This window comes from Nocardiopsis aegyptia (assembly GCF_013410755.1).
In the GTDB taxonomy this organism is placed as follows: domain Bacteria; phylum Actinomycetota; class Actinomycetes; order Streptosporangiales; family Streptosporangiaceae; genus Nocardiopsis; species Nocardiopsis aegyptia.
The window spans coordinates 2202988-2226847 of sequence record NZ_JACCFS010000001.1 but is presented as its reverse complement, the minus strand read 5'-3'; the positions used below and the strand labels follow the sequence as shown (position 1 = coordinate 2226847).

The window sequence follows — 23860 nt, the reverse complement described above, 5'->3', positions numbered from 1 at the left end:
GTGGCGAGTGTCCGGAATCCGGTTATACGTAGGCTTTTGAGCCTCACACACGGGGGCAAATGGGACTCGTGTGATGGACGCGGTCGGGTACACGGGAAGCCTACAGAGGGTGTCCGAGCAGGTGGTCGGAGGCCCGACACGCCTTCTCCGCAGGCGTTTGTATTTGTGTAAGGGCCTCTGCTTCCCCTAATTTCGTGCGAGCAAGGGGGAACCGGAGGAACCTTATGAACAAGCGTGACCTGATCGACGCGATCTCCGATCGACTCGGAGACAAGAAGACCGCCACCGAAGCGGTCAACGCTGTGCTTGAGACCATTCAGGCCACGGTGGCGTCGGGCGACAAGGTGGCCATCACCGGCTTCGGCGTATTCGAGAAGTCCGAGCGCGCGGCCCGCACCGCGCGCAACCCCGCCACCGGCGCCACGATCAACGTCCCCGCGAGCTTCGTCCCGAAGTTCCGCGCCGGCGCTGACTTCAAGGCTCTGGTCAACGGGGAGAAGAAGTAGGCCCACCGCCACACGGCGACGGGTCGCGTTCCGCCCGGGTCCTCCCATGAGGGCCCGGGCGGAACGCTGTCACCACCCACAACGGACGCCTTCGGCGCAGCCCACCCGTCGCCCGCCATCGCCCACGGGGCGCTGCGCGGGTGTGTGGGCTACCGCCCTCAACGGACGCCTTCGGCGCAGCATCCTTCCTCGAAGCGCGAACGGGGTCCGAGGCGGTCCCACAGCTCCCGGGTCCGCGGGCCCACTCCCAGCTCCACAGCGGCACGCAGGTCCTGGGGGGTGTCCACGTCCCGCCGGACCGAGGCCGTGCCGGGTACGTCCAGCTCACGAGCTCCCACGCTCAGGTGACGGGCGCGCGAGGCCCCCTCGAACGCGGGAGTGAACGGATGGCCGACCGAAGCGGCGAACAACGTGGTCCCCACACCCGGCGCGTCGGGCAGGAACGACCGGCCGTGGGCGCCCGCGGCGGCCAGCACCCGGTCCAGTTCCTCGGGGCGCAGCGCGGGCAGGTCGGCCGACAGCGCGCACACCCCCAGGTCCGGCCGCCGGGCCCGGGCGACGGCCGCGCCGTGCGCCAGCGCCGGGTTCAGCCCCGTCCCGGGCTCTCCGCCGACCACCACCGCGCCCAGAGCGGCCAGAGCACCGCCCGCGCGGGCGTCGTCGGTCACCGCGAACACCACCGCCACACCCGTCGCCGAGCGCGCGGCGGCCACCGTGTCGCAGGCCACGGCGAGCGCCAGGTCCTCCCGATGGGGTCCCACCGCCCGGGCCAGCCGGGACTTCGCGCGCCCGAGGTGCTTGACTGGGACGATCAGGGACCAGCGCCCCCCGGAGCGCCCGCCCCCGCCTCGCTCACCAGATCCGGTCACGCTTCCCCCGGGACGTCGGTACGGCCACGACAGTGATGAGGTTAGAGGGTAGGCGCCCCGCGGTCGGCGCGGCGCGGGGGCCCTGGCGAGTGTCGGACCCGTGACCTGCCCGAGTGCGACACGCGAGCGGAGTCCGATCAGTCGGACACGCCCTAGACTGAACCGGTTGTGCTCCTGTGACCGCCGAGGCCGGGAGCGAAGGAGTGAGGAGTCCCGTGGCCAAGCAACGAGAATCGCGGTGGGTGAAGGCGGTCGTCTCGCGCATCGTGCGCTTCTTCCTCTGGTTCATCACCAAGCCGGAGTGGCGGGGCACCGAGAACGTGCCCGCCGAGGGCGGCGTGATCATCGCGGCCAACCACCTGTCGACGTTCGACCCGCTCACGGTCGCGCACTTCCTCTACATCGGTGCGCGGCGCTGGCCGACCTTCACCATGAAGGACTCCGTCATGCGCATCCCCGTGGTGCGGTCCGTCGCCGCCAGCACCGGCCAGATCCCCATCAAGCGCGGCAGCACCGACGCGGTCAAGGCCCTGCACGAGGCCGAACTGGCCCTCACCAGGGACGGGTCGTCGGTCATCTTCTACCCCGAGGGCACCTGCACGCGGGACCCGCACCTGTGGCCCATGACGGCCAAGACCGGGGTCGCCCGCCTGGCGCTCACGTCCGGAGTGCCGATCATCCCCGTGGCGCACTGGGGCGAGCAGCACATCCTGCCCTACGGTCAGAAGAAGTTCAGCGCCTTCCCGCGCAAGCGCGTGACGTTCAACGCCGGTCCGCCGGTGGACCTGTCCGCGTTCGAGGGCAAGCCCCTGACCGCCACGCTCCTGACGGAGGCCACCGAGGCGATCATGCGGGAGATCACCCGGCTCCAGGCGGAGATCCGCCAGGAGGAGCCGCCGGCGGTGCCCTACGACCTCAAGCGCGCCCGGATCGAGGCGGCCGAGGCCGCCAAGCGGGCCGAGCGCGAGTCCGACGACGGCAAGAACAGCACGGAGGCATGACGGCACCCATGGGCACCGACAACGTGAGGATCGCCGTTCTCGGCGCGGGTTCCTGGGGAACCGTGTTCGCGAACATCATCGCGGACGCGGCCGACCTGGCGCGGGAGCGTCATCCGGAGGCGCCGGCCGTCGAGGTCGTGCTGTGGGGGCGGCGGGCCTCGGTGGTCGAGGCGGTCAACCGGACCTCGCAGAACCCGGACTACTTCCCCGGGATCGACCTCAACCCCCGCCTGACCGCGACCGACGACGCCGCCAAGGCGCTGTCCGACGCCGACGTCGTGGTGCTCGCCGTCCCCTCGCAGACCCTGCGCGGCAACCTCGTGGAGTGGCGGCCCCACCTGCGCGAGGACGCGGTGATCGTCAGCCTGATGAAGGGCGTGGAGCTCGGCACGCTCTCGCGGGTCAGCCAGATCATCGCCGAGGTGCTGGAGTTCCCCGAGGAGCGCGTCGCCGTGGTCTCGGGCCCCAACCTGGCCCGCGAGATCGCCGAGCGCCAGCCCGCCACCGCCGTGGTGGCCTGCCCGCACGAGGAGACCGCGGTCCGGCTGCAGTCGCTGTTCAAGTCGGCCTACTTCCGCCCCTACACCAGCACCGACCTGGTGGGCGTGGAGATCGGCGGCGCGATGAAGAACGTCATCGGGCTCGCCGTGGGCATGGCCGAGGGCATGGGCTTCGGCGACAACACCAAGGCCTCGCTCATCACCCGGGGCCTGGCCGAGACCACGCGCCTGGCGGTGGCCCTCGGCGCCGACGAGCACACGCTGTCCGGCCTGGCCGGGATGGGCGACCTCGTGGCGACATGCTCGTCGCCCTTGTCGCGGAACCGGACCTTCGGTGAGAAACTGGGCGCGGGCCAGACCCTCGAACAGGTCATCGCGGAGACGAAGCAGACCGCCGAGGGGGTCAAGTCCTCCGAGTCGATCCTCGAACTCGGCTGGCGGCACGGCGTCGACCTGCCGATCACCGAGGCCGTCGTCAAGATGTTGCACCACGACCTGAGCCCCGCCGAGGCCCTCACGGCCTTCATGGCGCGCAGCAGCAAGCCCGAGCGGTACGGGGTCTGAGAGCGAGCACGATGTCACACACACCGTCGTCCGGATCCGCGGGCGAGTACACGCGGGCGGTGTCGCCGCCGCCGGCGCCGGTTCCCGCCGAGCGTCCGATGCGCATGCCGGTCCACCGCGCCACGACCTACGCGTTCGACACCTCCCAGGAGTACGCGGACGTGCTGGCGGGCAGCCGTGAGGGCTACTCCTACGCGCGCATCGACAGCCCCACCGTCGACGCCTTCGCCGACGCGGTCGCCGCGCTGGAGGGGGCCGGGCTCCCCGAGCGCGTGCGCGGCCAGGCGTTCGCGTCGGGCATGGCGGCGATCAGCACCGTGCTCATGGCGCTCACGGAGGCGGGCTCCCACGTCGTGGCGGCCCGTTCCATCTACGGCAACACGTACTCGCTGCTGGACGGGCTGCTGCGCCGGTTCGGGGTGCGCACGGACTTCGTGGACATCACCGACCTGGACGCCGTGCGCGCCGCGGTCGGCCCGGACACCCGTGTGGTGTTCACCGAGACGCTGTCCAACCCCACGATGACCGTCTCCGACGTGCCGGGGCTGGCCCGGATCGCACGGGAGGCAGGCGCGGCGCTGGTCGTGGACTCCACGTTCGCCTCGCCCGCGGTGTGCCGGCCCCTGGAGTTCGGCGCCGACATCGTGGTGCACTCGGCCACCAAGTACCTCGGCGGCCACAGCGACACCACCGGCGGGATCGCCGTGGGCGCACCCGAGCTGATGGCCCGTGTGCGGTCGGCGCGGGTGGACCTGGGGCCGTGCCTGGCCCCGGACGAGGCCTACCTGCTGCACCGGGGGCTGGAGACCCTGCCGCTGCGGGTCGCCCGCCAGTGCGCCACGGCCGCGGCGTTCGCCGCCGCGCTGGAGGGGCACCCCGAGGTCGAGCGCGTCGACCACCCGTCGCTGGCGTCCCACCCGCAGGCGGAGCTGGCGGGCAAGCTCTTCGACGACGGCCGCGCGGGCGCGGTCGTCACCGTGCACCCGCGCGGCGGCTGGGAGGCCGGGATGGCCTTCGCCGACCGGCTGCGGGTCGCCACGATCGCGGCGTCCCTGGGCGGGACGCACACGCTGGCCGGTCACGTGGCCTCCACCTCGCACCGGAACATGAACGACGCCGAGCTGGCGGCGGCGGGCATCTCCCCGGGCGCGGTGCGCTTCTCCATCGGCCTGGAGGACCCCCAGGACCTCATCAGGGACGCACTCACCGCGCTGACCACGCGTGGCTGACGCTGATGGGGGAATCCTCCCGGTTCCGGTTCCATCCTTTGGCGAGATAGGGTCAGGCAGCATGTCCGAGCAGCGCAAGATTCGGGTCGCCGTCGTCTTCGGCGGGCGTAGTTCCGAACACGAGATCTCCTGCGTCACCGCGGGCAGCGTCCTGTCCGTCATCGACCACGACCGCTACGAGGTGGTCCCCGTGGGGATCACGCGTTCCGGCAACTGGGTGCTCACCTCCGGTGACCCCGAGCGCCTGCGCATCGACGAGGGGACCAAGGCGCTGCCCAGCGTGCCCGAGGACGGTGCCGACCTGGCGCTGCCCTTCGACGCCGCGGGCCAGCTGATGGTGGTCGACCCCGCCGACGGGCCGCGTCGCCTGGCCGAGGTCGACGTCGTGCTGCCGCTGCTGCACGGGCCGTTCGGCGAGGACGGCACCATCCAGGGGCTGTTCGAGATGATGGGCGTGCGCTACGCGGGCGCCGGCGTCTTCTCCAGCGCGGCCGCCATGGACAAGGTCTTCATGAAGGCCATGCTCGTCGGCAACGGGATCCCCACCAGCGACTTCGTGGCGATCTCGGACCGGCAGTGGCGCAACGAGCGCAAGAAGGTGCTGGACGACGTCGCCGAGCTCGGCGAGACCGTGTTCGTCAAGCCCGCCCGGGCGGGCAGCAGCGTGGGCATCACGAAGGTCGGCGACTCCTCCGACACCGACGCGGTCGTCGCGGCGGTGGAGGCCGCCCGCGAGCACGACCCCAAGGTGCTCGTCGAGGCGCAGGTCGTGGGCCGCGAGGTCGAGTGCGGCGTGCTGGAGGCCGAGGACGGCGGGACGCCGGACGTGTCCTTCCCGGCCGAGGTGCACGTGGCCGAGGGCTTCGACTTCTACGACTTCGAGGCCAAGTACCTGTCCAGCAGCAGCCTCACCATCCCGGCGGGGATCCCGGAGGAGGCCACCGCGCGGCTGCGCGCGATGGCGGCCGAGGTCTTCGAGGCGATGGGCTGCGAGGGCCTGGCCCGCGTGGACTTCTTCTACACCGAGGACGGCGAGGTCCTCGTCAACGAGCTCAACACGATGCCCGGCTTCACCCCGGCCTCGGCGTTCCCGCAGATGTGGGGCGCCACGGGCGTGGACTACGCGACCCTGGTGGACCGCATGATCACCACGGCACTGCGCCGCAGCCCCGGCCTGCGCTGAGCGGGAAACGACGAGGGGCGGGTGGCCGGTCGGCCACCCGCCCCTTCGCGTGCGCGGACTCCGCGCGGAGCCCTACGGGTGCTGCGGGTACGGGGGGTACTGGTGCGGCGGAGGCGGTCCCGGCACCTGCGGTCCGTGCTGCCCGAGCGAGCTCTGGGGTCCGTGCGCTCCCGGCGGCACCCGGGGTCCCTGGGGCGGCCGCGGCGCGGGCATCAGCTCCGGGTTGGCGTCGAAGAGCTGGCGCGCCAGGATCGTGCCGCCCGCGGCGGCGGCCGGGAACACCGCGACCGCGACGAACGGGATCGCGAGCAGGAAGTACGTCGGCACGGAGAAGCCCAGGGTGCGCAGTCGCCGGGTCCGGAGGAAGCGCTGCCGGTCGCGCAGCCGCAGCATCGCGCGCCGGTCGAAGGCGCCGCCCACGAGCTCGATGCCGAGCAGCCACCCGCCCAGGACCGCCGCCAGGACCGCGCCGACCACCTGGCCCGCCAGCGGGACGAATCCGATGGCGAACACGACGACGGTCACCAGCAGCGACGCGAACACGATCACCAGGGACTGCCGGATCGCGCGTGCGATCGAGGCCGCCAGCGGCTCCTCGTGGGGCTCGGGCGCGTTCCCCAGCTCCTTCTCGACCAGTTCGCCGATCTTGTCGTAGATGGGGGAGCCGAGCGTCAGCGTGATCGTCGTGAAGGTGACGACCATCAGCAGGACGCTGCCCACCACCGTGCCGACGGCGACGGCTCCCCGCACGAGGCCCCGCCACACGGGGTCCCAGCCCTCGGAGAAGGGGGTCGCCCAGGTGGCGAAGTCCTCCACGTTGAGGACCAGCGCCACGAACAGGGCGAGGAATAGCAGCGAGGTGATCAAGGGGGGCACGGCGCCCAGCAGGAACAGCCGGGGCTTGCGCAGCAGCAGGACGAAGCCGCGCGCCAGGGCGCCGACTCCGCCGAAGATCTCACGGAAGAAAGTGGCCACGCAGGAACCCTAGGGGATCTCTGGGAAATCACGGAAAAGGCGTACTCTGGGCCTGTGCTCTCGCTACGCTCGGTGCGTTCCGAACACCGCAGGGGGTACACATGGTCTGTGCGACTCAAGAGCGGGTGGAGGAAACCACGATGGACCTTCCCACGCTGCATGAAAGCCTCAAACTCCCCGATGGTTACCGCTCGGAGATCATCGACGGGAGCATCATCGTGTCGCCGACACCGACTTTCCGGCACAGCAAGATCATCAGGCGCCTCGAACGGGCGCTTGACCGCTCCATGCCCGAAGGTCTGGAGGCGTACCAGACGCTGACCCTGGAGATCACCGAGACCGGTGATCGCTACGTGCCCGACCTCGCACTTCTACCTGAGACACCAGGGGAGGAGGAGAGCTGGGAAGAGTCGGATTGGATTCTTCCCGCCGAGGACTTGGAGTTGGCGGTCGAGGTCGTCTCCCCGAGTAGCGCCCTCCATGACTGGCAGGCCAAGGTGAAGGGCTACGCCACGGCGGGAGTTCCTCTGTACCTGGTGATCGATCCACGCAAGAGCGAGATCGCGTTGTTCTCGAACCCCGAGAAGGGCGAGTACCTGGACGTCGCACGAGCGGTTCCCGGTACGTCCGTGAAGCTTCCCGCACCCTTCAACCTGGAGATCGACGCGACACCGCTTCTGACGTGACCGCCCCTGTCGCCGCCCTCAGGGCGTCAGCACGTCCCGGTACCACCCGTCGGCCTCCGCCAGCTCCGCGTGCGTACCCTCCTGGAGCACCCTTCCCTCGCGGACCACGTAGATCCGGTCCACCCGCTCCAACCCCGTCAGGTCGTGCGTGATGAGCAGGGTGGAGTAGTCCTCGACGGCGTCGAGCAGGTCGGCCACCACCGCGTCGCGCGCGTCCGGGTCCAGGTGCGCCGTCGGTTCGTCCAGCACCAGCACGCGCGGCGCCGCCAGCACCGCGCGGGCCAGCGCCAGCCGCTGCACCATCCCCCCGCTCAGCCCCAGCCCGTGCGTGCCCACCAGCGTGTCCAGCCCCTTGGGCATCGCCGCGACCTCGTCGGCCAGGCGCGCCCGCCGCAGCGCCGCCCACAACTCTCCGTCCGGTGCGCCCGGGCGGGCCAGCCTCAGGTTCTCCCGCAGGGTCGAGGCGAACACGTGCGGGTCCTGCGGCACCCCCGAGACCACCGCGCGCACCTCGTCGGCCGGGTAGGACGTGATGTCGGCGCCGCCGATCGACACGCTCCCGCCGTCCGGGTCGCGGAAGCGCAGCAGCACCGACGCCAGCGTGCTCTTGCCCGCGCCGCTCGGCCCCACCACGGCGACCGTCCACCCGGCCGGGATCTCCAGGTCCACCCCGTCCAGGGCCCACGGCTCCCGGGGCCCGTAGCGCACCCGCAGGTCGCGGATCAGTACCGTGGGGTCCCCGTCGGGGTCCAGTCCGGCAGGAGTAGGCTCCGCGCCGAAGGCGTCCGTTGGGGGTGGTGGTGGGCGACGGGTGGGCGGGGCCGCGGTCGCGGCGGGGACGTCCAGGACGCCGAAGAGCCGCGCGCCGCTCTCGCGGATCGCGCCCAGCTTCGCGGCGACCGCGGGCAGCGGCGCCACGATCTCGAACGCCGCCAGGGTCGTCAGCACCAGCACCGCCAGCGACACGGCGCTCAGCGTCCCGCCCTCGACGGCGGCCACCCCCAGCAGCAGGGCGCCCCACACCGTCAGCCCGGTGATCAGGGCGCTCGCCCCGGCACCCAGCCCCAGGACGGCGGCGTCGCGCCGCGCCAGGCGGGTCAGCTCCGCGTCGGCCGCGTGGACACGCTCGACCTGCCGGTCCATCGCCCCGTAGGCGACCAGGTCCGGCGCGCCGTGCAGCGTGTCCACCAGGGCCGTCGATAGCTCACCGCGGGCGCGCGACTGGCGGCGCCCGGGGCCGCGCCCCAGGGCGGCCGCGGCGAGCGGCACCGCGAGCCCGGCCAGCAGGAGCCCGGCGGCGAGCAGCAGCCCGCCCGGCGCGTACACGGCGGTCAGGAACAGGACCGTCGCCCCGCCCGTCACCACCGAGATCAGCGGCGGCGTGAGCCCGCGCACCAGCAGGTCCAGGGTCGCCTCGGTGTCGTTGACCAGCCGCGACACCAGGTCACCCGACCGGAAGCGGCCGAAGGGCTCGGTGGCCGCCAGCCGTTCGTACACACGCACCCGCACCTCGGCGAGCGTGCGGAACGCGGCGTCGTGGGTCACCAGCCGTTCCAGGTACCGGGCGACGCCGCGGGTCACTCCCAGCGCCCGGGTGGCGACCACGGCCACGCTCAGCGCCGTGATCGACGGGTGGTTCGCCGCCGTGGCGAGCATCCACGCCGCCACGGCGAGCAGGGCCACGCCCGCGCCGGTGGCGAACGCGCCGAGCAGCACGCCCAGCGCGAACCGGCCGCCGCGCGGCCAGGCCAGCGCGATCATCCGCCACAGCGGGTTCCGGCGCCGCGCGCGGTCGGCGGCGGGCCCCGAACGGCCGGGGGAGACGGGTGCGCTCACAGGGACTCGCTCGCTTCCGCGGTCGGCAGGGGCAGCGACACCTGGCGCAGCGAGTCGCCGAGGGCGGACCGGGTCCACGCGGTGTCGTGGGCGACGATGACCGCCGTGCGGCCCTCCAACAGGCGGGTGACCGCCGTGCGCACCGCCGCGGCGTTCTCCGGGTCCAGGTGCGCGGTCGGCTCGTCCAGCAGGACCAGGGGCGCGTCCCGGCACAGCGCGCGGGCGAGCGCGATCCGCTGGCGCTGCCCCGCGGACAGCCGGGCTCCGCGCTCGCCCAGCCGGGTGTCGTAGCCCTCCGGCAGTGCGGAAACGAACGCGTCGGCCTCGGCCTGCCGGGCCGCCTCCCGCACCCGCTCCATTGTGGCCCCGGGCGCGCCCAGGCGGATGTTGTCGGCCACCGACACGTCGAACAGGTACGGGTACTGCGGTACCCAGGCGATCCCCAGCCGCCAGTCGGCCGCCGGAACCGCCTCCAGCGGGGTCCACGCGCCGCCGGGGGCACGCACGGAGATCCGGCCGTCCGTGGGTTCGTTCAGGCGCAGCAGCAGGGACAGCAGCGTGGTCTTGCCCGCGCCGCTGGGCCCCGTGAGCAGGACGTGCTCGCCGGCACGCACCTCCAGATCGAAACCGGCCAGGGCGGGCACGTCGCGGCCCGGGTAGCGCATGCCCACGCCCTCGAAGCGCAGATCGCCGCCGGCGGCGGGGGAGGGGCGGCCGGTCGGCTCCGTGGCGGGCGCGGGACGCCGGGTACCGCGCTCGCGCTCCAGTTCGGTGAAGACCTGGTCGGCCGCGGCCACGCCCTCCATGCTGGCGTGGAAGCGCGCGCCCACCTCGCGCAGCGGCAGGTAGGCCTCCGGGGCCAGGATGAGCACCAGCAGGGCGGTCTGGTAGTCCATGTGGCCGCCGAGCAGGCGCAGTCCCACCTCGACGGCGACGAGCGCCACCGCGAGGGTCGCGAGCAGCTCCAGGGCGAAGGCGGACAGGAACGCGATCCGCAGTGTCCCCATCGTGGCCTCGCGGTGCTCCTCGCCCACCCTGCGGATGATCGCCGCCTGGGCCTTGGCCCGTCGGAAGACCGCCAGGGTCGGCAGCCCCTCCACGACGTCGAGGAAGTGGCCGCCCAGTCGGCTGAGCAGCCGCCACTGCCGGTCGGTGCGCGCCTGGGTGTACATACCGATCAGCGCCATGAACACCGGGATCAGGGGGAGCGTCACGGCGATGACGATCCCCGAGATCCAGTCGGCCCAGAACACCACGCCCAGGACGGCGAGCGGCACGATCGCGGCCAGGACGAGCTGGGGCAGGTAGCGGGCGAAGTAGTCGTCCAGCGCGTCCAGCCCGCGTGTGGCCAGGGTGACCAGCTCACCGGCCTTGGGCGAGCCCTTCTCGTCGTCCCCCGGCTCGGCCGTCCACACCTGTCCGGCGCCGGTCACGTGCTCGACCAGGCGGCGGCGCAGCTGCGACTTGGTGCGTGCCGCGCTGTACAGGGCGGAGGTCTCGGCGAGGTAGGACAGCAGCGCGCGGGCCACCGCGACCGCCGCCACGGCGCCGATCGCCCAGCCCAGCGCGGCCATGCCCTCGCCGCTCCAGGCGCCGGTGATGACGCGGGCCAGCAGCCAGGCCTGGAAGAGGATCAGGGCGGTGACGAGCAGCCCGCTGACCACGGACACGGCCAGGTGCAGCCGGACCGCGCTCGCGGTCCGCACCAGGCGGGGGTCAAGCGGCTTCATGAGTTTTTTTGAACCTCCGCTTCGCTTTGGTTCGTGCTCGGGGCGCCGGGAGGCCAGTGTTCTTCGTCGTCGGCTTGCCTTGCTCCTGCCCACGCCGTCGCCCGCCACCACCCTCAACCGACGGCCTTCGGCCGCAGTCCTTCCTGCTGCGGCCCCGTCTCCTCCTGCAGAACACTGGCGCGCCCCTCGCGAACCCCCAGTGGTCCCGCAGGCTTTGCGGCCTACGTGCAACCCCCTGGAGTCCCGGTGTGGGGCCGACTCCATTGAACCCCCTGGGGCCGGGGCCCGGCCCCAGGGGCGGGGCTCAGGCGGCGGGTTCGTGCTCGGTGCCGGGGCCGGCGGGCGTACCGGTGACGGTCGCGCCGGTCACGCGCTGACGGAACACCCAGTAGCTCCACCCCTGGTAGGCGAGGACGAGCGGCAGGAAGAACACCGCCACCCACGACATCACGGTCAGCGTGTATTCGGCCGAGGACGCGTTGGCCACGGTCAGGCTGAACGCCGGGTCGGTTGTGGACGGGAGCACGTTCGGGAACAGCGACCCGAACAGGGCCGTGAAGGCGGTGAGCACGGTGACCGCGGTCAGCGTGAACGACAGCCGCTCGTGGCGCAGCAGCACCGCCACGACCCCGCCCACGAGGGCGACCGCGGCGACGGCGGCCACGGGCAGGGTCCACGCCTCACCGTGGGCGAACTGCGTCCAGGCGAGGAACCCGGCGGCGGCCGGGACCGCGACGCACGCGGCCCACAGGGCGGCCGTGCGGGCGCGGACCCGGACCGGGCCGTCGGTCTTGAGCGTCAGGAACACGGCGCCGTGCAGGGTGAACAGCGACAGGGTCGTCAGCCCGCCCAGCAGGGCGTACGGGTTCAGCAGGTCGAGCAGCCCCGCCGTGACGATCTGGTCGGCGTCCATCGCCACGCCCCGGACGATGTTGGCGAAGGCGACGCCCCACAGGAACGCCGGGGCGGCGCTGCCGAAGAAGATCGCCCGGTCCCACCAGGCGCGCCAGGCGGAGCCGTCGCGCTTGCCCCGGTACTCGAAGGCGACACCGCGCAGGATCAGCGCGATGAGGATGACGAACACCGGCACGTAGAAGCCGCTGAGCAGGGAGGCGTACCAGGCGGGGAAGGCGGCGAACGTCGCGCCGACCGCCGTGAGCAGCCACACCTCGTTGGCGTCCCACACGGGTCCGATGGAGTTGATGGTGACGCGCCGGTCGACCGAGTCGCGCCCGCCCATGAACGGCAGGAGCGTGCCCACCCCGAAGTCGAAGCCCTCCAGGATGAAGTACCCGATCCACAGGACCGAGATGGCGATGAACCAGATGACGGCGAGATCCATGGCGAGGGCTCCTAGTAGCTGAAGTGCGGGATGGCGGCCTCGTGCTCGTCGTTCTCCAGGTCGGGAACGAGGTGGGAGGGCCCGGCCTTGATGTACTTCGCCAGCAGGCCGACCTCCACGACGAAGAGCAGGCCGTACACGGCGGTGAAGACGCCCAGGCTCATGGCGACCGTCCCCAGGCTCACGCCGGGCGAGACGCTGTTCGCGGTCAGCAGCTGCCCGTGCACCGTCCACGGCTGGCGGCCCATCTCGGTGAGCACCCAGCCGAAGATGTTCGCGGCCAGGGCGGCGGGCAGGGCGGCCATTCCGGCGAAGTAGAACCAGCGGTTCCGGGGCAGGCGCTCCTTCCCGCGGGTGAGGTAGAGCCCGAGCGCGGCGATGCCCACGCCGAACAGGCCCAGCCCGATCATCAGGCGGAACGACCAGTACACGACGAACACGTTGGGCGTGTAGTCCCCGGGGCCGTAGTACTCCTCGTAGGCCTCCTGGAGGTCGTTCATCCCGTGCACCTCGCCCTCGAAGTGCCCGGTCGCGAGGAAGCTGAGGACGTTGGGGACGGTGACGTCGATGGGGTTGTAGCGGGCCTCGGTGTCGCCCACCGCGAACGTGGAGAAGTCCGCGCCCTCCTCGGTGTCCCAGTGGGCCTCGGCGGCGGCGAGCTTCATGGGCTCGTACTCGGCGGCGAGCTTGGCCTGGTGGTCGCCGGAGAACACGACCAGGGCGCCGGCGATGAGGGTGAAGGCCAGACCGACCTTGAGCGTGCCGCGGAACAGCGCGAAGTCGCGCGCGGGCGGCGTGGTGCCGACCGTGCCCGTGTCCCCGTGGTGGGTGTTGCGCCACAGCTTGTAGGCGCTGACCGCGACGACGAACAGCCCGGCGGTGATGAAGGCCGCCGAGACCGTGTGCAGGTAGGTCGACCAGGCCTGGTCGTTGCTCAGGACCGCCCAGATGTCGGTGAGCTGGGCGCGGCCGGTCTCCGGATCGACCTCGTAGCCGACGGGACGGCGCATCCAGGCGTTGGCGGCCAGGATGAAGTAGGCCGACAGGTTGGTGCCGATCGCGACCAGCCAGATGCACGCCAGGTGCGCGGCGCGCGGCAGCCGGTGCCAGCCGAAGATCCACAGGCCGATGAAGGTCGACTCCAGGAAGAAGGCCAGGAGCGCCTCCATGGCCAGCGGGGCACCGAACACGTCGCCGACGAAGCGCGAGTACTCGCTCCAGTTCATGCCGAACTGGAACTCCTGCACGATGCCGGTGACGACGCCCATGGCGAAGTTGATGAGGAAGAGCTTGCCGAAGAACTGGGTGGCCTGGAGGTACTCGTGCTTGCCGGTGCGGAACCAGAGGGTCTGCAGGACCGCCACGATGAAGGAGAGCCCGATGGTCAGGGGCACGAAGAGGAAGTGGTAGATCGTGGTGACCCCGAACTGCCACCTCGCGAGATCAAGGGCTTCCATGGCCACCTCTCAGAACCGACCGCAAGTAGTACTACGAACTGTAGTGCTACGCGGCGTCGTTTCTCTGACCGGCCCCTGTGGTATCGGTCGCCGGAGGGGTGTCCGCGGGCGGTGCGGGGGTGTCGAGGGTGCGGGAGGTGTGCGGTCGGGCGGGGGCTGAAACGCCTGGACGCGGCCCTGGCCAGGGGAAACGTCGGCGCGTCCGTGAGGGTGTGTGGGTTCGGTGGGGGCCTCGTGTGCGGTCCGACACATGCGTGCCGGGGCCGGTCCCCGGGGCCGTCAGTCCTCGTCGGCCGTGTCCTCGACGGTCACGCCGCGCTCCTCCAGCATGTTCTCCATCGCGTCGATCTCGGTCAGCTGGGCGTCGGCCATCCCCTGGGCCAGGTCGGTGACGATCGGTTCCCCGCCGAGCTCGACCTCGGCCTCGGCCATGTCGATCCCGCCCTCGTGGTGGGCGATCATCAGCTCCAGGAAGAGGATCTCGGCCTCCACGCCCTCGGCCCCCTCCAGCTCCGCCATCTCCTCGGGAGTCGCCAGGCCCGGCATCGCGTCGGGCACGTTGCCGGTGCCGCCGTGGTCGTGCTCGCTGTCGGCCATCCAGGTCATCGGCCGCTCACTGCCGCGCGAGTTGAGCCCCCACATCGTCAGCCACCCCTGCATGATGCCGATCTGGGCCTGCTGCGTCCGGGCGATGTCCGTGGCGACGATGGAGAGCTCCGGATCCTCGGTCTTCTCCAGGATGAGCATCGACATGTCCACGGCCTGGGCGTGGTGCGAACTCATGTCCCGCAGGAAACCCGCGTCGGCACTGGTGTCGAGCGGAGCGGACGGGCGCCCGGCGAGGTAGCCGGCCGCCACGGCCAGCACGACCAGAACCGCCGTGGTCCAGAGCGGGACCGTGCGCCGGGCGCGCCTGGGCGGTGTGGCCTCCTCGAACTCGTCGGCGGCCGTGTCCTCGTCCGCGTCGTGGTCGTCCGAGCCGGAACCTTCGTGAAGAGCCATGGGTACCATCCTGGTCAAAATGCACAAGTCAGGTGCCAAAGTAGAGGATAGGAACGCCCCACTCGTCACAAACCATCCCAGGAGACCCAGTGGCCAAGAAGAAGACGGCGGAGGAGCGTCGCCGCCGCGCAGCCGAGATGCGCGCACAGCGCCTCAAGGAGGAGCGGCGCAAGAAGATCCTCACCATCTCCGGAGTCAGTCTCGCCGCGGCCCTGGTCCTGGGTCTGCTCGCCTTCGCGATCTTCATGGAGATCCGCAGCCGGAACATCTCCGGGGTGGAGGAGTACACGGTCGGCTCCTACGCCCACGTGGACGTGGGACAGCGGGTCGACTACGAGCAGTCGCCGCCGGTCGGCGGGGACCACTGGGCCTACTGGCAGAACTGCGGCGTCTACAGCGAGGCCCTCACGAACGAGTTCGCGGTGCACTCCCTGGAGCACGGCGCGGTGTGGATCACCTACGAGCCGGACCTGCCCCAGGACGAGATCGACGCGCTCGACTCCCTGTACAGCCCGGGCGACTACCTGGTGGTCAGCCCCTACGAGGGGGAGATGGACGCCCCGATCGTCGCCAGCAGCTGGGGCCGCCAGGTCACCGCCGAGACCGCCGACGACCAGGACCTCACGCGCTTCGTCCAGCGCTACGAGCGCGGCACCGACGTCCCCGAGCCCGGCGCCTCCTGCTCCGGAGGAGTGGCCGAGACCGCCACCGAGATCGATGCGGCCCTGGCCGAGGGCGAGCAGGTCGGCGGCGAGGGCATGTCCGACGAGAGCGCCGAGGACACCGGCGGTGCCGAGGGGACCGAGGAGTCGGAGGAGACCGGCGGTTCCGAGGACACCGAGGGTTCCGAGGGCTCGGAGAACACCGAGGACGGCAGCACCGACGAGGAGTAGCCGCCACGAGAACGACGAGAACGGGGCCGCCGGCGTGTGCCGGCGGCCCCGTCCGTGTCACGGGCGCCCGGCGGACACCCGTGGAAGAGTCAGAGCTCCCCGTCGGGGAGCGGGGGGATGTGTTCGTCGACCAGCGCGCTGACCGTCGTCAGAGCGGCGGCGGGTGCGCCGTAGGACGGGGGGACCGTCAACTCGACGTAGGCCGTGTGGCCGACCGTGGTGAAGAGGGTGGGCTCGTTCGGCGGCTGCGGCAGCCAGGCCACGCCGTCGACCTCCTCGATGAGCGAGTCGCGGGCCAGGGCCGTGGGGCGCGGCACACCGCAGCGCAGCCCGATCGGCGGGTCGCCCCACGCCGCCATCACCTCGGACTCGGGCGTGATCTCGGCCCGTTCCGCGCCCAGCAGCGTGTCCGGTAGCTCCGCCACGAGCGCGGCGCACATCTCGTCCGTGGTGCCGTCGGACTCCGGCGGTTCCATCCGCACGGTCGGTGCACAGCCCGTCGCGACGAGGACGACGGCCACCGCCGCCCCGCTCCACCGTCTCAGCACGAGCCCCCCGTTCCGTCGCCCGGTCAGATGTTGACGATGGGGCAGGTCAGGGTGCGGGCGATACCGTCCAGACGCTGGATCCGGGCCACGACCAGTGTGCCGAGCGAGTCGACGTCCTCCGCCTCGGCCTGGACGATGACGTCGTAGGGGCCGGTCACGTCGTGTGCCTCCCGCACACCCTCGATCCCGCGGATGCGGCCGGCGACCTCGGCGGCCTGGCCCACCTCGGTCTGGATCAGGATGTATGCCTGCACCATGAGTACTCCCTTGTGTCTGTGCCGGGTACGTGAGGCCGGGCGCGCGGACCCCGCCGAACCCACGGCGCGGCCTGTGTCGAAGTGATGACGAACGTGGGTCTAGACCATTGCGCCGGAGCGTCACCGTACCCTGATCACTGTGTTGAGCACCATTGGGGGTCTTGGTGAGTTCGCTCTGATCACACGTGTGACGAGCCAATTCCCCGCTACGGACGATGTAATCCTCGGACCCGGCGACGACGCCGCCGTGGTCTCCGCACCCGACGGCAGGACGGTCGCGACCACGGACGTGCTGGTCGAGGGCCGTCACTTCCGCCGGGAGTGGTCGAGCGCGCGCGACGTGGGCCACCGCGCGGTGGCCCAGAACTTCGCCGACGTCGCGGCGATGGGGGCCCGCCCGACCGGGCTCCTCATCGGCTTCGCCGCGCCCCCCGACCTGCCGGTGGACTGGGCGGACGGGTTCTCGCTCGGCGTGCGCGACGAGTGCGCGGTGGCGGGCGGCGCCGTCGTGGGCGGCGACATGGTGGGGTCGGACACACTCACCATCGCGATCACCGCGCTCGGTGACCTCCAGGGCCGCGCCCCCGTCCGGCGCGACGGCGCGCGGCCGGGCGACGTGGTGGCCTACACAGGCCACCTGGGGCTCTCCGCGGCCGGGCTCGCCCTGCTGCGGGGCGGGATCGACGGCCCCGCCGCCTGCCTGGACGAGCACCGCAGGCCGAGCCCGCCCTACGCCGAGGGCGTGGCCGCCGCACGGATGGGCGCGACCGCCATGCTCGACGTGAGCGACGGTCTGGCCCAGGACCTCGGGCACCTCTGCCGCGCCGGCGGGGTGCTCATCGACCTGGACTCGCGCGCCCTGGTGCCCGAACCCGCGCTCGTGGAGGGCGTGCGCGCGCTGGGAGTCCCACCGGAGCGGGCCGAACAGGCGGCCCGCGACCTCATGGTCGCCGGCGGGGAGGACCACGCGCTGGTCGCCGCTTTCGATCCCGCTACGGCTCTGCCGGACCACTGGCACCGCATCGGAAAGGTCCGCTCGGCTGACCAGGAACAGGTGAAAAACTCCGTGAATCCGGTCACAGTAGACGGGTGTGCTCCTCCGCGTGGCGGGTGGGACCATTTCCGTCAGGGATGACCCTCCCTTGGATTTGTCCTGATTAGCTATCGCGCTAGGCTTTGCCAACGCGGCCACGCGCCGCCTTCCGGGCGGGGGAACGGGGTTACGTCGAGAGGCGGTTTATGGGGCGGCATGGCACTCGTCGCGGTGCGCACCGCAACGAGCCGGAGGACGCCGGTGCGCTGCGGCGGATCGGCGGCCTCATCGAGAGCACCGTGCCCAAGCGGGTCGAGCCGCCGCGGCTGCTCAACGTCCTGGTCATCTCCGGCGTGATCCTCGGCCTGCTGCTCTTCGGCTACAGCACCACCCAGATCTACCTGCAGTTCGGTGGGAGCCCTGGGGCGACCGAGTCCCCGGACCCCGGCGCGATCGCCCCGAGCCAGGACGCCACGGCGGACTCCGAGAGCGACGAGGCGGTGTCCAACGGCGACGGGCGGGACCAGGGGCCCCAGACCCAGTCGGGGTCGTCGCCCATCACGGTCGGTTACGAGATCACGCAGACCACCGACTCCGGCTTCAGCGGCCTGGTCACCATCACCAACACATCCCAGAGCCGCCTCACCGCCTGGGAACTCGCCCTCGCCTTCGAGACCGCCGAGGTCACCGAGGTGCGCGACGCCGACTGGGAACCCATCGAGGACGGCATCCTCGCCCGCCAGCCCGGCGGCCAGGACGGCCTGGTGCCCGGGGAGTCGGCGACCATGGGCTTCGACGCCGTCGGTCCCGCGCAGAGCCCGATCCGCTGCTCCCTCAACGGGCACGTCTGCGGTCTCTGACCCGACACCTGCACCGCGCCACGACCCGGGCGCCCCCGCGCACGACGAAGGCCCCCCGACCTGAGTCGGAGGGCCTTCGACGAGATCCAGACGGGCTGGAACCCTAGCGGGTGACCTTGCCGGCCTTGATGCACGAGGTGCAGGCGTTCACGCGCTTGGGCGTGCCACCCACACGGGTGCGAACAGTCTGGATGTTGGGGTTCCAGCGGCGGCGGGTGCGACGGTGCGAGTGGGAAACACTGTTACCGAACCCTGGTCCCTTGCCGCAGACGTCGCAGACGGAAGCCACGGTAACTCCATTCAAGCGCTCGGGATCGCGCACGTCGCCGCACGCGAAGGTTCATCCGGCCGGAATCGGCCGGGTGGGCAGGTCGGCGCGGACGCCAACCGTGGAAGAGTACACGAAGGACGAGGTCGAACGCGGATCAGACCGCAGACCAGTGCCCGTACGCGCAACGGTGGGATCGTGGTGCGGCCTAGGGCCTGAGCACCCACCGGAGCATCGTCATCCGCCATGCGGGCACGGCGAAAAGGCGATGAACTCCCACGAGTATACCGTTCCTTGGGACTGCGTCGGGGCGTCCCCGTGACGCACCGACGAGCGACGGCCGCGGGGCCCGTTCCCCGGCGGGCGGTCGCACCGAAGGTCTAACGTGACGGGGAACAGCGACCAGACTGTCCGGGACGGGAACACAGTGAGCACCTGGGACGAACCGCTGCGCGTGGCCCTCGGCGGCTCCGCGCGGGCCTTCAAGGACAAACTCGACCTGCACACCCTCGGCGACCTGCTGCGCTACTACCCGCGCCGCTACGACCGCCGGGGCGACCTGACCGACCTCGCCGCACTGCGCGAGGGCGAGGACGTCACCGTGCAGGCCCGGGTCCTGGACGCCAAGCGCAGGACGGTGCCCGCCCGCCAGGGCCGTCGCCGGATGGACATGATGGAGGCCACGGTCACCGACGGCACCGGGCGCCTGCACCTGACCTTCTTCAACCGGGGCTCCTACCACCAGAACGCCCTCGTGGCCGGGCGGCTGGCGATGTTCTCCGGCCGGGTCTCCACCTTCAAGGGCCGGCGCCAGCTCGACCACCCCGAGTACCAGCTCATCGACGAGGACGGCCAGGAGGGCGAGCGCGCCAAGGCCTTCGCCGAGGAGCTCATCCCGATCTACCCCGCGGTCAAGGGACTGGACTCGGCCAAGATCGCCCTCGGCGTCGAGATGGCGCTCGCCCGCGCCGCCGACCTGCCCGACCCCCTGCCCCCCGAGGTCCGCCGCGCCCACCGCCTCGTCGACGTCCAGGAGGCCCTGGACAAGATCCACCGGCCGTCCGAGTGGGCCGACGTCGGCACCGCCAAGCGGCGGCTGAAGTGGGACGAGGCCTTCGTCCTCCAGCTCGCCCTCGCCCAGCGCCGCCACCGCGCCGAGGAACTGCCCGCGAAGCCGCGGCCAGGTCGGACGGGAGGTGTGCTCGACGCCTTCGACGCGCGGCTCCCGTTCACGCTCACCGAGGGCCAGAGCGACGTCGGCGAGCGCCTCGCCGCGCGCCTGGACGCGGCGCACCCCATGCACTGCCTGCTCCAGGGCGACGTGGGCGCGGGCAAGACCCTGGTCGCGCTGCGCGCGATGCTCAGGGTCGTCGACTCCGGCGGCCAGGCCGTCCTGCTGGCGCCCACCGAGGTCCTCGCCCAGCAGCACCACCGGTCGATCAGCGCCATGCTCGGCCCCCTGGGCCGCGCCGGCCAGATCGACGGGGCCGAGGAGGCCACCAGGGTGGCGCTGCTCACCGGGTCGATGAACGCAGCCGCCCGCAGGGAGAACCTGCTCGACGCGGCCTCGGGCGCCGCCGGGATCGTCGTGGGCACCCACGCCCTCCTCCAGGAGCACGTGAGCTTCGCCGACCTGGGCCTGGTCGTCGTGGACGAGCAGCACCGGTTCGGGGTGGAGCAGCGCGACGCCCTCCGTGAGAAGGCCGCCGACGGGCGCCCGCACGTGCTCGTGATGACCGCCACGCCCATCCCGCGCACGGTCGCGATGACCGTCTACGGCGACCTCGACGTGGTGACCCTCACACAACTGCCGTCCGGCCGCGCGCCCGTGTCCACCCACGTCGTGCCCGCCCGGGACAAGCCGCACTACCTCGCGCGCGCCTGGGAGCGCGTCGTGGAGGAGGCCCGCCAGGGGCACCAGGCCTTCGTGGTGTGCCCGCGGATCGGCGACGGTGACGAGGAGGAGGTCGGCGCCGGAGACGAGGAACCGGGGGCGCGCCCCCCGCTGGCGGTGCTGGACGTGGCCGCCCGCCTCACCGGGGGACCGCTCGCCGACCTCCGGGTCGAGGCCCTGCACGGCCGGATGAGTCCCGACGACAAGGACGCCGTCATGCGCCGCTTCTCGGCGGGGGAGACCGACGTCATCGTCTCCACCACCGTCATCGAGGTCGGTGTGGACGTGCCCAACGCCACGGTGATGGCCATCATGGACGCCGAGAGGTTCGGGGTGTCCCAGCTGCACCAGCTGCGCGGCCGGGTCGGTCGGGGCCGGCTGCCGGGACTGTGCCTGCTGGTCACCGACGCCGAGGAGGGCAGCCCGTCCCGCGAGCGCCTGGCGGCCGTGGCCGCCACCACCGACGGGTTCGAGCTCTCCCGGGTGGACCTGGAGCTGCGCCGCGAGGGCGACGTCCTGGGCGACGCCCAGTCGGGAGCCCGGTCGAGCCTGCGGATGCTCACCCTGCTCAAGGACGAGGAGCTCATCGGAGAGGCACGCGAGGAGGCGACCGTCTACGCGGCGAAGGACCCCGACCTCACGGCCCACCCGCCGCTGGCCGAGGCCCTGGCGGCCCTGCTCCCGGAGGAACGGGCGGAGTACCTGGACAAGGGGTAGCTGTGTTTTCTTTGGGCCGCCGCTCGTGCCCACGCCGTCGCCCGCCACCACCCTCAACGGACGCCTGCGGCGCAGTCCTTCTTGCTTTGGCCCGTGCTCGTGCGCCCGGAAGACGCGCCCTTCGGTCCTTCCGGTGCACTCCCTCGTTCCTCGGGAGTGCACCTCCAGGCCCTCCAGGACGCGTCGGCGCCCTCGCCGTACTCTCCGGCGCCCTCGCAGGCTCGGACACGGGGCGCCGAGTAGCCAGTGTTCTGCAGGAGGAGACGGGGCCGCAGCCAGCGTGCGAGCAAGGCAAGTCGACGACGAAGAACACTGGCCTCCCAGCGCCCCGAGCACGGGCCAAAGCGAGGAACGAGCGGCGGCCCAAAGAAAATACAGTGGGAGCCATGGCCCGCATCATCGCCGGGGCTGCCGGGGGGCGGCGGATCTCCGCTCCCGACGGCCGCACGACCCGGCCCACCAGCGACCGCGCCCGCGAGGCGCTGTTCGCGTCCGTCCAGTCCGACCTCGGCGACCTCGAGGGGATCCGCGTCATGGACCTGTACGCGGGGTCGGGCGCGATCGGGCTGGAGGCCCTGTCGCGTGGAGCGGCGCACGCCCTGTTGGTGGAGTCCGACCGCAGGGCGGCCCAGGTGATCCGGTCGAACATCGCCGCGCTGCGGCTTCCGGGCGCCCGGCTGGTAGCGGACCGGGTGGAGCGCGTGGTCGACGGCGGGAACCCGGGCGAGCCCTTCGACCTGGTCGTCGCGGACCCGCCCTACGCGGTCTCCGACGAGGTGGTCGCCGCGGTCCTGTCCGGGCTGGTCGAGGGGGGCTGGCTGACCGGGGACGCGGTCGTCGTGGTGGAGCGGTCCAAGCGCGGTGCGGAGCCCGCCTGGCCGAAGGGCCTGAAGCCCGACCGCAGCCGGGGCTACGGCGAAGCGGTCCTCTGGTACGCCCGCGCCGCTCTCGACGGCTAGCGTCCGGCGCGCCTCCACGGTGTGCGGTCACAGTGGGGTAGAAATCGGTCACATGGGTTGTTCCAGCACGTCAGGAGCGTGCCGGACGGGTCGTGCCGGTGCGGTCGGTGTGCGGGATGTGCACGCGCGGCCGGAACGTGTGCGATGGGGGTCACTAAGTGGGTGGTGCCCGTTTCGTCGTCGGAGCGAGCCCCTACGATCGCCTTACCCGTGAGTAGTCCGTGTGAGAGGGGCGATCCAACGTGCGCCGTGTCGTCTGCCCGGGGTCGTTCGACCCGGTGACCTACGGTCATATCGACATCATCGGCAGAGCCGCCAAGTTGTACGACGAGGTGGTCGCCGCCGTCCTCAACAACGTCAACAAGCGGGGGCTCTTCAGCGTCCCCGAAAAGCTCGACATGCTCGCCGAGGGCACCTCGGAGCTGGGCAACGTCCGCGTGAGCGAGTTCGACGGGCTGCTCGTCGACTTCTGCCGCGACAACGGCATCGAGACCATCGTGCGCAGCCTCCGCTCGGTCAGCGACTTCGACTACGAGCTCCAGATCGCCCAGATGAACTACCGCCTGTCCGGCGTGGAGACGGTGTTCATGACGGCCAACCCCGAGTACTCGTTCCTGTCCTCCAGCCTGGTCCGCGAGATCGCCCAGCACTCGGGGGACGTCTCCAGCCTGGTGACCCCCTACGTCGAGGAGCGGCTGCGCGAGAAGTACGAGGAACGCCGCCGCCCCGTGCGGTAGCCCGTCCGAGCCCCGCGCCCACGGCCGTTCCGGGCCTGATTTGGGTGGTCGGGGGCATGGTAGGTAGGATTGCGGTTCGACCATGCGTGTCGTCGGTCTTCGGCGTGCGCGCGGCCTGGTCACGCCGCACTCGTCCGCAGTGACGCGTCCCGCGTGCCCGGCATCCCAGTACCTCGTGAAAGCGCGATTACCCTGTCTCGTCTAGATCCTCGTGACCCGTTCGTGGTCGACACCCGCCAGCTGGGCCGCCAGCCGGGGTCGATGCGGACCGTCAAGCGCATCGTGACCGTCCCCGAGGCGTTCGCGACGGCGATGGCCGCCGTTCCCGCGGGCAGCGAGATCGAGCTCGACCTGCGGCTGGAAGCGGTGATGGAGGGCGTCCTCGTCACCGGGACCGTCCGCGGCCAGCATACGGCGGAGTGCTCGCGCTGCCTCGACCCCCTGGCGGAGGACCTGGAGGTCGGCTTCCAGGAGATGTACCGCTATCCCGGGGGCGACGACGAGGCCGTCGCGGCGGACGGGGACTCGGCGGACGAGGATGAGGACTACTATCTAGAGGGCGATCTGCTCGACCTCGGGCCCGTGGTCCGGGACGCGGTCGTGCTCGCGCTCCCACTCTCCCCGCTGTGCGGACCCGACTGCCCGGGGCTGTGCGCGGAGTGCGGGGCCAAGCTCGCCGAGGTCGGTCCCGACCACCGCCACGGCGACGGCGTCGACCCGCGTTGGGAGGCGCTCCGCGGTATCGCGGAGGATCCCGGCGAACGATGAGCTCGTGAACCGGTCACGGACGGTGCCCCAGGGCGCCCCCGCCGGC

At 71.8% G+C, this 23860-nt stretch carries 23 protein-coding genes; 13 read left to right on the top strand and 10 right to left on the bottom strand.

Annotated elements, in window-relative coordinates; translation table 11 throughout:
- Nucleotides 1–224: 224 nt before the first annotated feature.
- Nucleotides 225–506: an HU family DNA-binding protein gene (locus HNR10_RS09960; RefSeq protein WP_053616070.1), complete on the top strand. Its 282-nt coding sequence runs from the start codon at nucleotides 225–227 to the stop codon at nucleotides 504–506.
- Between the two features lie 158 nt (nucleotides 507–664).
- Here HNR10_RS09960 and cofC read toward each other — a convergent pair whose 3' ends face one another.
- Complete coding sequence (cofC, locus tag HNR10_RS09955) at nucleotides 665–1375, bottom strand: 2-phospho-L-lactate guanylyltransferase (RefSeq protein WP_179822615.1); 711 nt, start codon at nucleotides 1373–1375, stop codon at nucleotides 665–667.
- A 215-nt stretch (nucleotides 1376–1590) separates the two neighbouring features.
- Between cofC and HNR10_RS09950 the strand changes: the two genes are divergently transcribed.
- From HNR10_RS09950 to HNR10_RS09935, 4 genes are all read left to right on the top strand, one after another.
- Nucleotides 1591–2376, top strand: a complete 786-nt coding sequence (locus tag HNR10_RS09950; RefSeq protein ID WP_179822613.1) for a lysophospholipid acyltransferase family protein — start codon at nucleotides 1591–1593, stop codon at nucleotides 2374–2376.
- Nucleotides 2377–2384: 8 nt separating this feature from the next.
- A complete protein-coding gene (locus tag HNR10_RS09945; RefSeq protein ID WP_179829647.1) occupies nucleotides 2385–3440 on the top strand; it encodes an NAD(P)H-dependent glycerol-3-phosphate dehydrogenase in 1056 nt (351 codons plus the stop codon).
- An 11-nt stretch (nucleotides 3441–3451) separates the two neighbouring features.
- Complete coding sequence (locus tag HNR10_RS09940; RefSeq protein WP_179822611.1) at nucleotides 3452–4669, top strand: trans-sulfuration enzyme family protein; 1218 nt, start codon at nucleotides 3452–3454, stop codon at nucleotides 4667–4669.
- A gap of 61 nt (nucleotides 4670–4730) precedes the next feature.
- The gene (locus HNR10_RS09935) at nucleotides 4731–5852 is read left to right on the top strand and encodes a D-alanine--D-alanine ligase family protein (protein ID WP_179822610.1); all 1122 of its coding nucleotides are present in this window, start codon (nucleotides 4731–4733) and stop codon (nucleotides 5850–5852) included.
- A gap of 72 nt (nucleotides 5853–5924) precedes the next feature.
- On the opposite strand, the gene HNR10_RS09930 is transcribed toward HNR10_RS09935, so the two are convergent.
- The gene (locus HNR10_RS09930) at nucleotides 5925–6827 is read right to left on the bottom strand and encodes an EI24 domain-containing protein (protein WP_179822608.1); all 903 of its coding nucleotides are present in this window, start codon (nucleotides 6825–6827) and stop codon (nucleotides 5925–5927) included.
- A 140-nt stretch (nucleotides 6828–6967) separates the two neighbouring features.
- Here HNR10_RS09930 and HNR10_RS09925 point away from each other — a divergent pair, with 140 nt between their 5' ends.
- Nucleotides 6968–7513 (top strand): Uma2 family endonuclease, encoded by a 546-nt coding sequence (locus HNR10_RS09925; protein ID WP_246406148.1) that lies wholly within the window; start codon nucleotides 6968–6970, stop codon nucleotides 7511–7513.
- 18 nt (nucleotides 7514–7531) lie between these two features.
- Here HNR10_RS09925 and cydC read toward each other — a convergent pair whose 3' ends face one another.
- The 5 genes from cydC to HNR10_RS09900 form a co-directional block, all read right to left on the bottom strand.
- Nucleotides 7532–9274 (bottom strand): thiol reductant ABC exporter subunit CydC, encoded by a 1743-nt coding sequence (gene cydC / locus HNR10_RS09920; RefSeq protein ID WP_179829646.1) that lies wholly within the window; start codon nucleotides 9272–9274, stop codon nucleotides 7532–7534.
- A 71-nt stretch (nucleotides 9275–9345) separates the two neighbouring features.
- Complete coding sequence (cydD, locus tag HNR10_RS09915; protein WP_179822604.1) at nucleotides 9346–11079, bottom strand: thiol reductant ABC exporter subunit CydD; 1734 nt, start codon at nucleotides 11077–11079, stop codon at nucleotides 9346–9348.
- Nucleotides 11080–11383: 304 nt separating this feature from the next.
- The gene (cydB, locus tag HNR10_RS09910; protein ID WP_179822602.1) at nucleotides 11384–12421 is read right to left on the bottom strand and encodes a cytochrome d ubiquinol oxidase subunit II; all 1038 of its coding nucleotides are present in this window, start codon (nucleotides 12419–12421) and stop codon (nucleotides 11384–11386) included.
- Nucleotides 12422–12432: 11 nt separating this feature from the next.
- Nucleotides 12433–13878, bottom strand: coding sequence for a cytochrome ubiquinol oxidase subunit I (locus tag HNR10_RS09905; protein WP_179822600.1), 1446 nt, complete (start codon nucleotides 13876–13878; stop codon nucleotides 12433–12435).
- 279 nt (nucleotides 13879–14157) lie between these two features.
- A complete protein-coding gene (locus HNR10_RS09900; RefSeq protein ID WP_179822599.1) occupies nucleotides 14158–14880 on the bottom strand; it encodes a DUF305 domain-containing protein in 723 nt (240 codons plus the stop codon).
- An 89-nt stretch (nucleotides 14881–14969) separates the two neighbouring features.
- Here HNR10_RS09900 and HNR10_RS09895 point away from each other — a divergent pair, with 89 nt between their 5' ends.
- On the top strand, nucleotides 14970–15773 hold the full coding sequence (locus HNR10_RS09895) for a DUF3105 domain-containing protein (RefSeq protein WP_179822597.1): 804 nt from the start codon (nucleotides 14970–14972) through the stop codon (nucleotides 15771–15773).
- Between the two features lie 89 nt (nucleotides 15774–15862).
- Here the strand turns inward: HNR10_RS09895 and HNR10_RS09890 are convergent, their stop codons facing one another.
- Together HNR10_RS09890 and HNR10_RS09885 are read right to left on the bottom strand one after the other, a co-directional pair.
- Nucleotides 15863–16321 (bottom strand): DUF3515 domain-containing protein, encoded by a 459-nt coding sequence (locus HNR10_RS09890; RefSeq protein ID WP_179822595.1) that lies wholly within the window; start codon nucleotides 16319–16321, stop codon nucleotides 15863–15865.
- Between the two features lie 23 nt (nucleotides 16322–16344).
- Entirely contained in the window at nucleotides 16345–16578 is a 234-nt protein-coding gene (locus tag HNR10_RS09885) for an Lrp/AsnC family transcriptional regulator (protein WP_179822594.1), read from the bottom strand.
- 139 nt (nucleotides 16579–16717) lie between these two features.
- On the opposite strand from HNR10_RS09885, the gene HNR10_RS09880 reads away from it, so the two are divergent.
- Both HNR10_RS09880 and HNR10_RS09875 read left to right on the top strand, forming a co-directional pair.
- Nucleotides 16718–17713, top strand: a complete 996-nt coding sequence (locus HNR10_RS09880; RefSeq protein ID WP_179822592.1) for a thiamine-phosphate kinase — start codon at nucleotides 16718–16720, stop codon at nucleotides 17711–17713.
- Between the two features lie 104 nt (nucleotides 17714–17817).
- A complete protein-coding gene (locus tag HNR10_RS09875; RefSeq protein ID WP_179822590.1) occupies nucleotides 17818–18471 on the top strand; it encodes a cellulose binding domain-containing protein in 654 nt (217 codons plus the stop codon).
- A gap of 103 nt (nucleotides 18472–18574) precedes the next feature.
- Here HNR10_RS09875 and rpmB read toward each other — a convergent pair whose 3' ends face one another.
- Nucleotides 18575–18760: a 50S ribosomal protein L28 gene (gene rpmB, locus HNR10_RS09870; protein WP_013151263.1), complete on the bottom strand. Its 186-nt coding sequence runs from the start codon at nucleotides 18758–18760 to the stop codon at nucleotides 18575–18577.
- Between the two features lie 406 nt (nucleotides 18761–19166).
- Between rpmB and recG the strand changes: the two genes are divergently transcribed.
- The 4 genes from recG (at nucleotide 19167) to HNR10_RS09850 (ending at nucleotide 23814) form a co-directional block, all read left to right on the top strand.
- Nucleotides 19167–21350 carry an ATP-dependent DNA helicase RecG gene (recG, locus tag HNR10_RS09865; RefSeq protein WP_179822589.1) on the top strand — a complete coding sequence of 728 codons (2184 nt, stop codon included), beginning with the start codon at nucleotides 19167–19169 and terminating at the stop codon, nucleotides 21348–21350.
- A gap of 386 nt (nucleotides 21351–21736) precedes the next feature.
- Nucleotides 21737–22309, top strand: a complete 573-nt coding sequence (gene rsmD / locus HNR10_RS09860; protein WP_179822587.1) for a 16S rRNA (guanine(966)-N(2))-methyltransferase RsmD — start codon at nucleotides 21737–21739, stop codon at nucleotides 22307–22309.
- Nucleotides 22310–22551: 242 nt separating this feature from the next.
- On the top strand, nucleotides 22552–23046 hold the full coding sequence (coaD, locus tag HNR10_RS09855; RefSeq protein WP_179822585.1) for a pantetheine-phosphate adenylyltransferase: 495 nt from the start codon (nucleotides 22552–22554) through the stop codon (nucleotides 23044–23046).
- A 222-nt stretch (nucleotides 23047–23268) separates the two neighbouring features.
- Nucleotides 23269–23814, top strand: coding sequence for a YceD family protein (locus HNR10_RS09850; RefSeq protein ID WP_179822584.1), 546 nt, complete (start codon nucleotides 23269–23271; stop codon nucleotides 23812–23814).
- Nucleotides 23815–23860 lie beyond the last annotated feature (46 nt).